The sequence below is a fragment of the Cryobacterium sp. GrIS_2_6 genome, from assembly GCF_035984545.1.
Taxonomy (GTDB): Bacteria; Actinomycetota; Actinomycetes; order Actinomycetales; family Microbacteriaceae; genus Cryobacterium.
On sequence record NZ_JAXCHP010000001.1, the window covers coordinates 255743 to 269026 of the forward strand.

Annotated in this window: 11 protein-coding genes; 6 read left to right on the forward strand and 5 right to left on the reverse strand. The window is 70.2% G+C overall.

Going from position 1 to position 13284, the window contains the following annotated elements:
- The first annotated feature begins 286 nt into the window (after positions 1–286).
- Together RCH22_RS01200 and RCH22_RS01205 are read left to right on the forward strand one after the other, a co-directional pair.
- The gene (locus RCH22_RS01200; protein WP_327012505.1) at positions 287–1156 is read left to right on the forward strand and encodes a hypothetical protein; all 870 of its coding nucleotides are present in this window, start codon (positions 287–289) and stop codon (positions 1154–1156) included.
- A gap of 100 nt (positions 1157–1256) precedes the next feature.
- Positions 1257–2840 carry an ABC-F family ATP-binding cassette domain-containing protein gene (locus RCH22_RS01205; protein WP_327012506.1) on the forward strand — a complete coding sequence of 528 codons (1584 nt, stop codon included), beginning with the start codon at positions 1257–1259 and terminating at the stop codon, positions 2838–2840.
- Between the two features lie 20 nt (positions 2841–2860).
- On the opposite strand, the gene RCH22_RS01210 is transcribed toward RCH22_RS01205, so the two are convergent.
- Complete coding sequence (locus tag RCH22_RS01210; protein ID WP_327012507.1) at positions 2861–4987, reverse strand: acyltransferase family protein; 2127 nt, start codon at positions 4985–4987, stop codon at positions 2861–2863.
- Positions 4988–5075: 88 nt separating this feature from the next.
- Complete coding sequence (locus RCH22_RS01215) at positions 5076–7226, reverse strand: RecQ family ATP-dependent DNA helicase (RefSeq protein ID WP_327012508.1); 2151 nt, start codon at positions 7224–7226, stop codon at positions 5076–5078.
- Between the two features lie 59 nt (positions 7227–7285).
- On the opposite strand from RCH22_RS01215, the gene RCH22_RS01220 reads away from it, so the two are divergent.
- Complete coding sequence (locus RCH22_RS01220; protein ID WP_327012509.1) at positions 7286–8008, forward strand: hypothetical protein; 723 nt, start codon at positions 7286–7288, stop codon at positions 8006–8008.
- A gap of 31 nt (positions 8009–8039) precedes the next feature.
- On the opposite strand, the gene RCH22_RS01225 is transcribed toward RCH22_RS01220, so the two are convergent.
- Both RCH22_RS01225 and RCH22_RS01230 read right to left on the reverse strand, forming a co-directional pair.
- Entirely contained in the window at positions 8040–8672 is a 633-nt protein-coding gene (locus tag RCH22_RS01225) for a DUF2510 domain-containing protein (protein ID WP_327012510.1), read from the reverse strand.
- A 42-nt stretch (positions 8673–8714) separates the two neighbouring features.
- The gene (locus RCH22_RS01230; protein WP_327012511.1) at positions 8715–9233 is read right to left on the reverse strand and encodes a glycosyl hydrolase family 65 protein; all 519 of its coding nucleotides are present in this window, start codon (positions 9231–9233) and stop codon (positions 8715–8717) included.
- 50 nt (positions 9234–9283) lie between these two features.
- On the opposite strand from RCH22_RS01230, the gene RCH22_RS01235 reads away from it, so the two are divergent.
- The 3 genes from RCH22_RS01235 (at position 9284) to RCH22_RS01245 (ending at position 12251) form a co-directional block, all read left to right on the forward strand.
- Positions 9284–10636, forward strand: a complete 1353-nt coding sequence (locus tag RCH22_RS01235; protein WP_327012512.1) for a M18 family aminopeptidase — start codon at positions 9284–9286, stop codon at positions 10634–10636.
- Between the two features lie 192 nt (positions 10637–10828).
- Positions 10829–11494, forward strand: coding sequence for a MerR family transcriptional regulator (locus RCH22_RS01240; protein ID WP_327012513.1), 666 nt, complete (start codon positions 10829–10831; stop codon positions 11492–11494).
- A 79-nt stretch (positions 11495–11573) separates the two neighbouring features.
- Positions 11574–12251: a hypothetical protein gene (locus RCH22_RS01245; protein WP_327012514.1), complete on the forward strand. Its 678-nt coding sequence runs from the start codon at positions 11574–11576 to the stop codon at positions 12249–12251.
- A 17-nt stretch (positions 12252–12268) separates the two neighbouring features.
- On the opposite strand, the gene RCH22_RS01250 is transcribed toward RCH22_RS01245, so the two are convergent.
- The gene (locus RCH22_RS01250) at positions 12269–13219 is read right to left on the reverse strand and encodes an oxygenase MpaB family protein (RefSeq protein WP_327012515.1); all 951 of its coding nucleotides are present in this window, start codon (positions 13217–13219) and stop codon (positions 12269–12271) included.
- Positions 13220–13284 lie beyond the last annotated feature (65 nt).

Consider the following 13284-nt stretch of genomic DNA (forward strand, 5'->3'; position numbering starts at 1 on the left):
TCCTTCACACGAGGGAGTCTCCGGGCCGGGTGTGTTCACCGGGGACTTCCGAAGAATAACAAGGTGCAGGCATCCCCGACTATTCCCGTGACGCACGATGACGCCCGTGACGCACGATGACGCCCGTGACGCACGATGACGCCCGTGACGCACGATGACGCCCGCGCCGGTCGTTCTCCGCCATCGCGAATGGGCGCCACGGGAGGGGGCTTCCGCCTTGTCGGCCGTGCCGCCGGGACGTATGCTGCGCGCATTCGATGTCGTTGCTCATGCCACGGAGGTCGCTGTGCGCACACCCGAACAGCATGATCGGTCCGGCGCTGTCCTGCTGGGACTCGCCGCCGGGGACGCCCTCGCGTCCGGCGGTGACTTCGAGTGGTCCGAGCGGACGGCCGCGGCCGTGGACCTCGCGCTGCTCACGGCCGACGGCCTCGACCCCAGGGAGGCTGCGGTGCGGGAAGACCTCGGGCCGGCCGCGGAACCGGAATTCGGCGATTCGGAAGCGGCCGGGCTCGCAGCCGGCCGATGCCTGCTCCGAACGGCCCCCGTCGCCCTCGCCATGCTCGACGACCCGGTGGCGCTCGCCGAGGCTGCGCGGTTGGTGTCGTCCGGGCACGGCACCGCGCTGAACCGCACCGCACTGACCGACTCGGGACGCATCGACGCTGACCCGGGCGCCGGCGACGCGGGCGTTCTCTTCGCGCTCTCGCTCCGCGTGGCGGTCCTCGAGGGGCGCCTCGATCCCCGGGCCGGGTTCGAGACCCTGCCCGCAGGGGCGCGCGCCGCCTGGGAGGCCCACCTCGCCGCGGCCGGGCAGGGCCGCACGGGCGACGTGCAGCGTGTGGGTCCGGTCGACTGGATTCTGCAGGGCGCGTGGGCGATCCTCGGCGACGCGGGTGCAGTGGATGCTTCCCGCCTCGAACCGGTCATCTCCGCTGCCGCGCACAGCGGTGCCGATCCCGCCAGCGTGGCCGCCGCCGGCGCGCTGCTCGCGGGACGGTGGGGACTCGAGGCGGTGCCGGCCACCTGGCGCCGCCGCCTGCATGGACGGCCTGACCTGTTCGGCATCGACCTCGTGCGTCTCGGGATGCTGTCCGCCCGGAGCGAGGTGCCGCACGATCCCGACGACCCGGCCCGGATGGACGTGCTGCGCTGAGGTTCGGTAGCGCTGAGGGTCTGAAGCGCCCGGGGTTTTGTAGACTCGACTGGGCTCCGCTCGCCGAATTCCCTGGGCGTCCCTCGAGAGGACAGCAGTAATGAGCCTGATCAGGCTGAACGACGTCAGTGTTCGATTCGAGAAGACGCAGATCCTGCGCGACGCCTTCTTCCGGCTGGAGCCGGGCGACAGGGTCGGCCTGATCGGCAAGAACGGGTCTGGGAAGACCACGATCCTCAAGCTCATCCTCGACCAGGTGGCACCGGACACCGGCACCGTCACGCTCGAGAGCGGTGTCTCGATCGGGTACTTCTCGCAGTTCTCCGAACTGGACGGCTCCTCCACCATCACCGAGGTCCTGCACGGCCTCTTCGCTCCGATCAAGGCCATCGAAACCGAACTCGCGTCGATCGACGCGGCCATCGCCGTGGCCACGGACTTCGACGCCCTCCTGCACCGCCAGGCCGAACTGTTCGAGGACATGGACCGGCTCGGCGGCTGGGATTACCCGCGCCGGATCGACACGGCACTCAGCACCCTCGGTTTCAACGAGGCCCACCGCGTCTGCGCGATCGACGAGCTCTCCGGCGGCTGGCGCAACCGGGCGGCGCTTGCCAAGATCCTGCTCGAGGACCCCGACGTCCTGCTCCTCGACGAGCCCACCAACTACCTCGACGTCGCCGGCGTCGAATGGCTCGAGGCCTGGTTCCGGGACTTCCACGGTGCGGCGATCATCGTCTCGCACGACCGGAAATTCCTCGACGCCGTCGTCACCCGGATCATCGAGGTCGAGAATTTCCACCTGCACGAGTACCCCGGCAACTTCGGCGAATACGTCATCCAGAAGCAGTTCCGGCTCAAGACGCTCGAGCAGCAGTTCGTGCACGAGTCCGAGCTCCTCGCGTTCGAGTCCGAGGGGATCTCCGACCGCAGGGAGGCGGCGAAGGCGGCGAGCCGCACCCTCGACGGCCAGCTGGCGCAGATCAAGAAGGCGAGGGCGCCGCGCCCGGTCGACCAGATCATCACGGAGATCTATCGCGGCCTGCACGTGAAGGACGTGCTCTGCCGGGTCGAGGGCCTCAGCAAGTCCTATGGTGACAAGGCCCTGTTCTCCGACCTGAGCTTCGAGGTCCGGCGCGGGAACAGGATCGTTGTGCTCGGCGCCAACGGCAGTGGCAAGACGACCCTGCTGCGGGTTCTCGACGGCGAGGAGAAGGCCGACTCCGGGTCCGTGACCTGGGCGGGCGGCATCGCGCCGGTCTCATACAACCAGGTCCTCGCCGAGCTCGACGAGAAGGACACCGTCACGCACGCGGTGAACGCCATGCCCGGCAGCCTCGCGTTCACCGCGACCCGCAAGTCGGTGAACCGTTTCCTCGCGATGTTCCAGTTCTCAGAGGCCGACCTCAAGCAGACGATCGGCAACCTGTCCGGCGGGCAGAAGGCGCGCGTCGCCATGGCGCAGTGCCTGCTCTCCGGGGCTTCGGTGCTTCTGCTCGACGAACCGACCAACCACCTCGACCTGTCGAGCACCCAGGTGATGGAGCGGGCCCTCGTGCACTTCCCCGGCGCTGTCGTCGTGGTCAGCCATGACCGGTTCTTCACCGACAAGATCGCCAACCGGTTCCTGGTCTTCGGCAGCGAGGCCGCGGAGCCGGGCGAGATCGAGGTCAGGGTCGCCTGACCCCGCCGGAAACGACCCGCTTACATCAGGCCGAGCGCCCCGAGGGCGAAGCGAATGGCCGGGGCGATATGGGTCGAATACGCGGCAGTCATGTGCACGGTGTCGTACTTGGTCGGAATCGTGCCCGCGAACGCCGGGCAGGCGCCGTTGTAACAGCTGAACGGCAGCGAGGACACGAAGAAGCTGCCGGTTCCGTTCAACGCGCTGGTCGCCGCCGCGAAGTCCTGCCAGGCCTGGTCGATGCCCGTGTTGCAGTTCTGCGGGCTCGACACCGGCGAATAGCACTGGCCGAGGCTGGCCCCGAGGGGCGGCGGCGCGAGGTACACGATCCGGCCGGCGGCGTTGTACACGGCCGCCTCCGCGGCCGTCGACGCGACGAGGGTCTCCGCGGAGAGGGCGGTCCGGTCGGGCGTCTTGCCGAGGGCGTACGCGTTCGAGATCACGACGAGCCGCGGGTTGTCGGCCACGATGCGCTGGGCGACGTCCTGTTTGCGCTGGGGGCAGGCATCCATCACGCCGGCGCCGTCGTTCTGCACGGGCACGGCCGTGAACCGGCAGCCGTACAGGCCGATCGTGGTGATCTTCCACTGCCCGTTGCTGCCCTCCGCGATCGCCTTGAAGGCGGGGGCATAGGCAAGGGCCGTGGAGTCGCCAACGAGGTACATTCGATTCGGGGCGTCCGAGCTGCCCCAGGTGCAGCCGTCGAAGCTCGGCGTGCTTCCGACATCGAAGCAGCCCCTGGCCGGGTTGTTCTTCGACGTCGTCGTGATCGCGTCGTCGAGGGTGGGGGAGAGGTCGCCCGGCCACGCGGTCGACGAGGCAGCCGCGCCGAGATCGGCCTGCAGCTGGGCTGTCGGGTCCTCCACCGGGCCGGGCGCCGCGATGGGTGCTGCCGGGGAACTCGTGCCGTGCAGGGTGACCTGGGCGCTGACACCGATCACGGTCGCGATCACGAACAGGCTCAGCCCGGCAAGAATGAATTGGGAGCCGAACTTCTCCCGCCAGGTGCGCCAGGCGAGGCGGCTGGATTCCGCTGAGCCGCCGAACCGGTGCAGCCACGGTGACCGGTGCAGTGGCTGCTCGATGAGGTAGTACGACACGATCGAGAGCGCGAGGATCATGCCGAGGATGACCGGGACGCTGAGCGTGGGGTCGGCCATCAGCAGGAACACCATCACCGGGAAGTGCCAGAGGTACAGCGAGTACGAGAGGTCGCCGATCCAGACGCTGAGCGGGTTCGTGAGCGGGAACAGGTAGTGCTGCGGGCCGGTGATGCCGCCGATGATCACGAGGGCGGTCGCGGCGACGGGGACGGCTGCCCAGGGCCCTGGAAAGGCGAGGGTGTCGTCGATCAGGAAGAAGCCGGCCAGGATCGCGAGCAGTCCTGCCCAGCCGAGGAGCCCGCGCAGGGCGACGGGGATCCGGTGGAAGACCGGGGCGGCCGCGGCGAGCAGGGCGCCGACGCCGAGCTCCCAGACCCGGGAGAACGTGGACAGGTAGGCGGCGGACGGCGTGGTCGCGCTCTCACCGAGGGCATAGAAAAAAGACACGACAATGACGACGACCATCACCAGGCCGAGGACGACCCTGCCGCCGCGGGCGCTCCGCAGGCGCTTCGCGCCCACGGTGAGCACGAGGAGCATCACGATCGGCCAGACGAGATAGAACTGCTCCTCGACCGAGAGCGACCAGTACGGCTGCAGCGGCGAGGCCGGGTCGCTCGCATGGAAGTAGTCCGTGCCGATGGCCGTGAAGTGCCAGTTCGCCGCGAAGACGAAGGCCCAGACGGCATCCCAGAGCGTGGAGAGCGCCCGCGTGGTGTTGAACAGGAAATGGGCGAGGACCGCCGTGGCGACCAGCACGGTCACCGCGGCCGGAGCGATCCGCCGGATGCGCCTGGCGTAGAAACGCCGGAGCGAAATCGTACCCGTCGTCTCATGGTCGCGGAGCAGGATCCCGGTGATCAGGAAGCCCGAGATGACGAAGAAGATGTCCACGCCGATGAAACCGCCGGTCGGCCACAGGATCACGTGGTTGAGCACGACCGCGACGATGGCGACGGCCCGCAGCCCCTGGATATCCCGGCGCACGGTGGTTTCGCGTGGCGGCGCCGGAGCAGGTCGCTCGGTCTTGAGTGTCGATGTCACGGGTCTCCCTGGTTCTGAATGCCCGGGGAGTTTACCGGAAGGATGTGTCATCGCGGATGCGTGCGCGGCTCCCGGAACGCGCGCGGACTCAGGAACGCAGTGCCAGGGCGAACGGAAGCACCGCAGAGGTGCCCGCCCGGCGCAGCAGCCGCCCGGCGACGGTGAGGGTCCACCGGCTGTCGGCGAGGTCGTCGATCAGCAGGACCGGCTTTCCGGCGAAGGGCGCCAGGGACGCGGCGAGTTCTGGCCCGACCTCGAAACGGTTCCACACCGCGGCGAGGCGATAGGCGCTGTTCCCGCCGCTGCCGCCTTCGGGCCCGCCGCCGACGAGGTCCAGGGAGCCGATCCAGGGCAGGCGCCCGGCCTCCGACAGGGCGCGGGCGACCGAGGCGACGAGAAGCGGATGCCGCCGCGACGGCATGCTGATCACCGCGGCCGGTCGTTCGTCCCAATTCCAGTCGGCGAGCACCCGTACGCAGGCGCTTGTCATCGCGGCGGTCGCCGGGGCATCCGCCGCCTGGACTGCGAAGAGGTCGCGGAGGGGTCCGCCCCAGCCGAGGTCGGTGAGCCGGGCGAGGGCGCGGCCCGCGGCGAGACGCTCGCCAACCGGGATGTTGCCGCGCACGTCGACCCCGAGACTCGCCACCCCGGTCGGCCACTGGGCGCGGGGTTCGAGTTCGACGCCGACCCGGTCGAGCGAGGCGGCGGCTGCCGAGGCCGCCGCTACGGCGACGTCGGACGGGTACCAGGCCGCCGTGCAGTTGTCGCAACGGCCGCAGGGCACCGCGCTGTCGTCGTCGAGGGCGCGCTGCAGGAACTCCATCCTGCAGCCGGTCGTGCGTTCGTAGTCAATCATCGACTGCTGTTCGGCGAGCCGGGCTGCCGCGATGCGCTCGTAGCGCACCTGGTCGTAGACCCAGGGGTGCCCGGTCGATACCCAGCCGCCGGTGACCCTGCGCACGGCGCCGTCGACGTCGAGGACCTTGAGCAGCAGTTCGAGGGGGGACCGCTTGAGGTCGACGCGCGCCTCGAGCGCCGGCGTCGAGAGAGGGCGACCACCCGCGTCGCCGAGGGCGCCGAGCACGGCCTCCGCCTTGTGCTCGCTCGGCATCGACGAGGTCGCGAAGTACTGCCAGATCGCCTCGTCCTCGATACCGGGGAGCAGGAGAACGTCGGCGTTCTCGGTCGCGCGCCCGGCGCGACCGACCTGCTGGTAGTACGCGACGGGGGAGGATGGGGCGCCCAGGTGCAGCACGAAACCGAGGTCCGGCTTGTCGAAGCCCATGCCGAGGGCACTTGTGGCGACGAGGGCCTTGACCTCGTTGCGCTTGAGCATCCCCTCGGACTCCTCGCGTTCCGCGGTGTCGGTCTGGCCGGTGTACGCGCGCACGGCATGGCCGGCCTCGCGCAACAGGCGCGCGGTGTCCTCGGCCGCTGAGACGGTGAGGGTGTAGATGATGCCGCTGCCGGGCAGCTCGTCGATGTGGCTGAGCAGCCAGGCGAGCCGGGCTCGCGAGTCGGGCAGCCGAAGCACGCCGAGCCGGAGAGAGGCTCGGGCGAGCGGCCCGCGGATGGTGACGACGCCGGGCCCCGCGGCCTGACCTGTTGCCGGCGCCGCCGGTGCGAGCTGCTCCGCGACGTCCGTCACGACGCGGCTGTTCGCCGTTGCGGTCGTCGCGAGGACCGGCACCCCGGACGGCATCGTCGCGATGAGGTCGCGCAGCCGCCGGTAGTCCGGGCGGAAGTCATGACCCCAGTCGGAAATGCAGTGCGCTTCGTCGACGACGAGCAGGCCGACGCGACTGATGAGCGCGGGCAGCTGCTCGTCGCGGAAGGAGGGGTTGTTCAGTCGCTCGGGGGAGACCAGAAGCACGTCGACCTCATCCCTCCGCAGCTGTTCGATCACCCCGGCCCACTCGTGCGCGTTCGAGGAGTTGATCGACACGGCACGCACGCCGGCGCGCGCCGCCGCGGCGACCTGGTCCCGCATGAGGGCGAGCAGCGGCGAGACGAGGATGGTGGGGCCTGCGCCCTGGCGGCGCAGCAGCAGGGTCGCGACGAAGTACACCGCGGACTTTCCCCAGCCGGTGCGCTGCACGACGAGCGCGCGGCGGCGGTCGTCGACGAGGGTGGAGATGGCCTCGAACTGCCCGTCGTGGAAGTCGGCGTCGTCGCGCCCGACCAGGGTGCGGAGAATCTCACGGGCGGATGCGCGGGTATCGGTCCGGATGTCGGTCATCCTCCCAGCTTCGCAGGTGCCGCTGACAGTTCTGCCGGGACGCTCGGTAGGCTCGCAACGTGAAGGTCACCCAGGAACTCGAATCCCGCATGCACCCCGACGCGATCGCCGGCTTTCGGCTCATGCTCGCCGAGGCCCGCGTGAGGGACACGATCCTGCTGCCCGAGCGGGCGATGCAGCGGATGGTGGGACACGTGCAGTGGATCCTGCGCCGGGTGGGTGCCGACGGCATCCACCTCACCGATGCCGGCTACCTGCCGCCGGTCGATGTGCTCGCGGCGTCGACGGAGCTCGACTGGGGCTGGCCCGTGACGGTCAACCGTGAGGTGCACATGCTCCCGCTGCAGGAGCTGCGTGACCACCTCCGCCGGGTCGGGCTACTGCGGGTGACCAAGGGACGGCTCGTGCTCACGAGCAGGGGTCGCGCACTCGCCGAAAACCCGCGCGAGCTCTGGTGGCACCTCGCGCGCACCATCCGCACGAGCCGCTCGCCCGTCGAGGCGGACGCCACGAGCCTCCTCCTGGTGCTCATCGCCCGGCGGGGGTTCACGGAGGTCGCCCTGTTCAAGCAGGCGCTCGCGCTCGGCCTCGAGACCATCGGCTGGGGGCAGAAGAACGGCGAGCGTTTGTCGCCGGATGCCGCGTTCCAGGTCGTGCTCCCCAAGTGGCGCCTCTTCAACCACCTCGGGGTCTTCGAGAAGAAGCCCCGCGACTACCTGAACTGGACGATCACCCCCGGCGGGGCCGCCTTCGCCCGCGCGGCCCTGCAGAGCGAGGTCTAGCCGCGGAACACCCGCGCTCGCCGGCTGCCGCTCAGGCCGCGATGCCCGACCCGATCGTCGTGAGGAAGAGCGGCACGAGGGCGGCGAACTTGGCGAAGGTGACCAGCGTCGTGACGACGACGATGCCGGTCCAGACCCAGATCGGGGTCAGGCCGCGGCCCGCCTGGTTACGCACGACGATCGAGCGGCCGATCACGTAGATACCGGAGCAGAGGAAGGTCCAGGCCCAGTGGAACGGGCGGGTGAACCCGTCGGCGAGCAGCCGGCGCCGGTCGAAGTAGGCGAGGGTGACCGACGCCGCGTAGACGGCGATGCTGAGGAGCTGGCTGAGGACATCCGTCGCCGACGTCGTCGTGCCGGTGGAGCCCTCCGACAGCCCCCGGTTGAAGTCCGCGGTGAGGTCGGTCGACGCCACGTTGATGAGCGACAGGAGCGGCAGCAGCGTGATGATCCAGATGGCCGCGGTGTAGACGGGCGTGTCCGGTGAGAGGACCCTGGTCGGAGCGAGGTGCCCGTAGACGGGAGGCTCGGGATAGTGCAGGTCCGTGGTCCAGGCCGCGCCGTTCCACCAGCGCTGGCGAGGGGATCCTGCGGGGTCCGGATACCAGCCCGCCGCGGGAGCCGCCGCGGGCAGGGGAATGTAATTGCCTGATCCGTCGGTCATTGTGCCCCCACTTAGTCGAGTGCGGCCAGTCTAGGGCCTCCGCTACGGGACCAGGGGGAAATCGCGGACCTGGCCCGGGGAGAGCCAGGCGTCCTGGCCCTCCACCCGTACCCGGATCGGCGGGGCACCGCCGGCGCTGAGTGTCACGCGCAGGTTCGTCGACGTGAGCTCGAGCAGGATCGGGTGGTCCCGGTAGTTGATGCTGAACGAGAACGCACCGAGCTCCGCGGGGAGTACGGGGTGGAGCCAGAGGATGTCGTCGCGGATCTCGAGGCCGCTGTACCACCGCACCATCATGTCCACTGACCCCGCGATCGCGCCGAGGTGGATGCCCTCATGGGTGGTGCCGCCCTGGATGTCGGCGAGGTCGCTGTCCAGGGCCCTGGTCAGGAACTGCCAGGAGCGCTCCCGGTCGCGACGGGCCTCCACCCAGGAATGCACGACGTCGTTCAGGGTCGACCCGTGCGTGGACCGCGCCCCTAGAAGTCCACCGTGGCGACGATGGATCAGGTCGAGCAGGCCGAGGTCGCCGTAGCGAGCGCGATACCCGGTCCGCGCCATCAGCCAGGCGGTCGTGCATGCCCGTCGTCGGCCGGTGCTTGGATAGGGGGATGACCTTTGCACCGGATTCGCACCCAGAGTACATCGACGACCTCGCCGGCTTCATCGCAGCGTCGCCGTCCTCGTACCACGCCGCCGCGGAACTCGAACGAAGGCTCGAGGCCGGTGGATTCACCCGGCTCGACGAGCGCAACGAGTGGCCGGGCAGCGCGGGCAGCACGGTCGGCGCGAACGCGGCCGTGGCCAGGCGGCACTTCATTGTGCGCGACGGCGCGGTCGTCGCCTGGGTTCAGCCGGCTGGGGCCGGCCCGGTGTCGCCGTTCCGCATCCTCGGTGCCCACACCGATTCCCCCGGCTTCAAGCTCAAGCCGAAGCCGACCATCGGCAACCGGGGCTGGCTGCAGGCCGGCGTCGAGGTCTACGGCGGCCCGCTGCTCAACTCCTGGCTCGACCGCGAGCTCGAACTCGCCGGGCGCCTCGTCACCCGCGACGGCACAGAGCACCTCGTGCGCACCGGCCCGTTCCTGCGCATCCCGCAGCTCGCCATCCACCTCGACCGAGACGCCAACAACGGTCTCACCCTCGACCGCCAACGCCACCTGAACCCGGTCTACGGGGTCGGCGACCTCGATGCCGCGGACCTGCTCGCCCACCTCGCCGGCCTGGCCGGGCTTGAGGCGGCGGATGTGGCCGGTTACGACCTCCTCACCGCCGACTCCGCTGCCCCCGCGCGCTTCGGCCTCGGCAACGTGCTCTTCGCCGCCGGACGCCTCGACAACCTGTCGTCCGTGCACGCGGGACTGGTCGCGCTCCTCGCGGTCACGGACGATGGCTCGGCCGGTGTCGACGCCGCCGCGGGCGTAGTCCAGAGCACGAGTGTCCTCGCCGCCTTCGACCACGAGGAACTCGGTTCCCAGACCCGCTCCGGCGCGAGCGGACCGCTCCTCGACGATGTCCTGACCCGGATCGGGGCCGGACTCGGCGCATCCGCCTCGGACAAGCTGCGCGCGTACGCCGCCTCGTGGTGCCTCTCGGCCGACGCCGGGCACCTCGTGCACCCGAACTATCCCGAGAAGCACGACCCGGCGAACCTGCCGGTCCCTGGCGCGGGCCCGTTGCTCAAGATCAACGCGACGCAGCGCTACGCCACGGATGCCGCCGGCGCCGCACTCTGGGCCCGCACCTGCGCGCAGGCGGGCGTGGCCTACCAGGAGTTCGTCTCGAACAACACGGTCCCGTGCGGCTCGACGATCGGCCCGCTCACCGCGACCCGGCTCGGCATCCACACGGTCGACGTCGGCATCGGGCTCCTGTCGATGCATTCGGCCCGCGAACTCTGCCACGTGGCCGACCCGGTCGCACTCAGCGCGGCGATCGGCGCCTTCTTCGCTCCTGGGGAGTGACGACGGCCCGACGACGGGGTAGCGGATACTTCCACTATCGGATATCCTCACTATCAGATAGTTCGTCTATCTGACGGGACGGTCGTGTGCCGTCCAGAAGGAGAATCCCATGACCACCCAGCTTGTCGTCGGCGCCGGTTATCTCGGCAGCGCCCTTGCCCGTGCCCTCGTCGAGCGCGGAGACACCGACCGATGAGAATGGCAGAGCTGAGCACCCGGAGCCGGACCCCCGTTGCGACGATCAAGTTTTACCAGCGTGAGAACCTCCTCGCCGGCGGGGAGCGCTCCGGGCCGAACCAGGCGCTGTACGCGGAGTCGCACCTCGAGCGCATCCGCCTCATTCGCGGCCTCACCGAGGTCGGCGGGCTGAGCGTCGCGGCCGTCCGGCGGGTGCTCGAGGCCATCGACTCCGAGCGGTCGCTGCCGGAGACCTTCGAGATCGCGCAGCACTCGGTGTCGGCGACGATCGACGCGTCCGCGGTGAGCGCCGAAGCACTGGCCCGGGTGGACGCCCTCACCGCCGGCTGGCACGTCTCGGCGGCGAACCCCGGCCGACTGGCCGCGGCCCGGGTCGTCGACACCTTCGCCGAGGTCGGCCAGACCGACGCTCGCGGCTGGTTCGACCGGTACGCCGCCGCCGCCCTGCTGGCCGCCGAGGCCGACATCGACGAACTGGATGCGCGGGTCGACCGGGCCGCGAAGGGCGAGACCGTCGTGGTCGGCACCGTTCTCGGCGACAAGCTCTTCTCCGGCCTGCGCCGCGCCGCGCAGGAACACATCGCCGCCCTTCGCTACGGCGTGCCTCCCGAAGCGGCGCCCGAGCCCGCGCCGGGGTCCGCACCCGACCACACCCCCTGAACATCGCACGAGAGCACGACAGCACGACAGCACGAGCTACCGCACCGCCACGCCCGACCGACAGAACAGGGAGCGCCCCATGAACACCCCCGAGTTTCCAGAGACCCCGGCGTCAGGCACCACGGCACCGCCGTCATCCGCCGACAACCGGCGAGCGATCATCGCCTGGCCCGCCCTGCGCACCCTGGCCTGGCATCGACCGCTGCTCGCGGCGACCGCGGCCATGGCGGTGCTCGTGGTGGTCTGCCTGGTCGGCCTCCTGATCGATCCGCGCAGCCTCACCGGCGCGCCGGTCTGGGCCAAGCCGCTCAAGTTCTCGATCAGCGTGCTCGTCTACGCGGCGAGCCTCGCCTGGCTGCTCGGGATCCTTTCTGCGCGTCGTCGCCGACTGGCCTGGTGGATCGGCACGGTGTCGACAATCGCGCTTGTCATCGAAATGGTGATCATCGTCGGCATGCACGCCCTGCAGGTGATCCCACGCACGGCCCTGCTGCTCGAGGTGCTCGCTTCCCGGCTGGTGGCGCTGCGCGCTCCGGTGGTGCGGTTGCGGCTGATCCGGCTCGTGATCGGGCTCTATCTCGGTGTCCTCGCGATCCTCACCGGTCAGGCGCTCGCCGGGGAGTCGATCGTGCGCCCGGATGCGCTCGTGACGACCCTCACCATCGCGCTCGTCGCTGCCGTCGCCCTGGCGGCGACGCTCGTGCTGTCCGCCGCCTCCCGCGCCGCGCTTCCGCCCACGGATGCCGCCGCGCCGTGAGGTGTCGCAGATCGACGTTAACTCGGCCCGGGAAGGTCGATCTGCGACACCTCAGCGTCGGGCTCTGGCGCGAGGCGAGCACGGGCGATGCGGTCGAGGCGGGTCCGGGCCGCGTCCTCGGACGTCGACGACGCGCCGAGCAGCATCTGCACGATCCCGAGAACCGCCCCCGTCGCCCACACGACGGGGAACACCGAACGGCGAAGCCCGAGCAGCCGCCGGTACTCGCGGGGGAGCGAGGCGACCGCACCGGCGAACATCACCCGGTAGAACGGCAGCATCCCGCGCCGCAGCGGCGGATTTCGGATGAAACGCACCGCCTCGGCGACGCGCTCGTCGCTCTTGAGCACCCCGGCATCCGTGAAGGCGGCCAACTGGGCGGCGAGTTCCGCCGCCGACCGCGGCGGGTCCTGCACTCCCACCAGCTCGCCGGCCTTTGCCCACTCGCGCACGTACCCGTCCGCGCCGCCCGGGATGCTGCCTCCCCACAGCTTGTGGGACTCGAGGAAGGCATCCGTGAAGACGATGTGCACCCAGGAGAGCAGCTCGGCGTCCCCGGCGGCGTAGGGTCGCGAGACTCCCGCCGCATCGAGGTAGGTGCCCGTCACCCGGTCGTGGAAGCGCCCCACTCGCGTCGACTCGTCTGTGGCGACGGTCGTGTCGGCGAAGGTGACCGTCACGAGCCACTGGATCGTCCCGGAGAGGCGTCCGAGAGGGTCCTCCCGGTACCGCGACCAGTCGTGCACCCCGGCCATCGCGCCCGGGTGCAGGGTCTGCATCAGCAGCGCGCGGATCCCGGCGACCATCGTCGCCATTCCGCCGTGCACCGCCCACGCGGCCGATTCGGGCCCGAAGAAACCGGCGTCCTCGCCGCGTTCCATCTTCTCCACCCACGCGGGCCGTCCCTCGGAGTTTCCGGACAGCATCGAGAGAAGATGCGACCGCCAGCTGTCCGTGAACCTGCCCATACCCGAGGCTAACCGGCGCCGGCTGGGCATCCGCCCCGAACAGCACGACCGGCGGAATCTGATGC

What these genes read in the sequence shown, in the direction of transcription:
- RCH22_RS01205 (WP_327012506.1), top strand. Translation starts at nt 1,257, where the DNA reads ATGAGCCTGATCAGGCTGAACGACGTCAGTGTTCGATTCGAGAAGACG.
- RCH22_RS01215 (WP_327012508.1), bottom strand. Translation starts at nt 7,226, where the DNA reads ATGACCGACATCCGGACCGATACCCGCGCATCCGCCCGTGAGATTCTC.
- RCH22_RS01225 (WP_327012510.1), bottom strand. Translation starts at nt 8,672, where the DNA reads ATGACCGACGGATCAGGCAATTACATTCCCCTGCCCGCGGCGGCTCCC.
- RCH22_RS01230 (WP_327012511.1), bottom strand. Translation starts at nt 9,233, where the DNA reads ATGGCGCGGACCGGGTATCGCGCTCGCTACGGCGACCTCGGCCTGCTC.
- RCH22_RS01235 (WP_327012512.1), top strand. Translation starts at nt 9,284, where the DNA reads ATGACCTTTGCACCGGATTCGCACCCAGAGTACATCGACGACCTCGCC.
- RCH22_RS01240 (WP_327012513.1), top strand. Translation starts at nt 10,829, where the DNA reads ATGAGAATGGCAGAGCTGAGCACCCGGAGCCGGACCCCCGTTGCGACG.
- RCH22_RS01245 (WP_327012514.1), top strand. Translation starts at nt 11,574, where the DNA reads ATGAACACCCCCGAGTTTCCAGAGACCCCGGCGTCAGGCACCACGGCA.
- RCH22_RS01250 (WP_327012515.1), bottom strand. Translation starts at nt 13,219, where the DNA reads ATGGGCAGGTTCACGGACAGCTGGCGGTCGCATCTTCTCTCGATGCTG.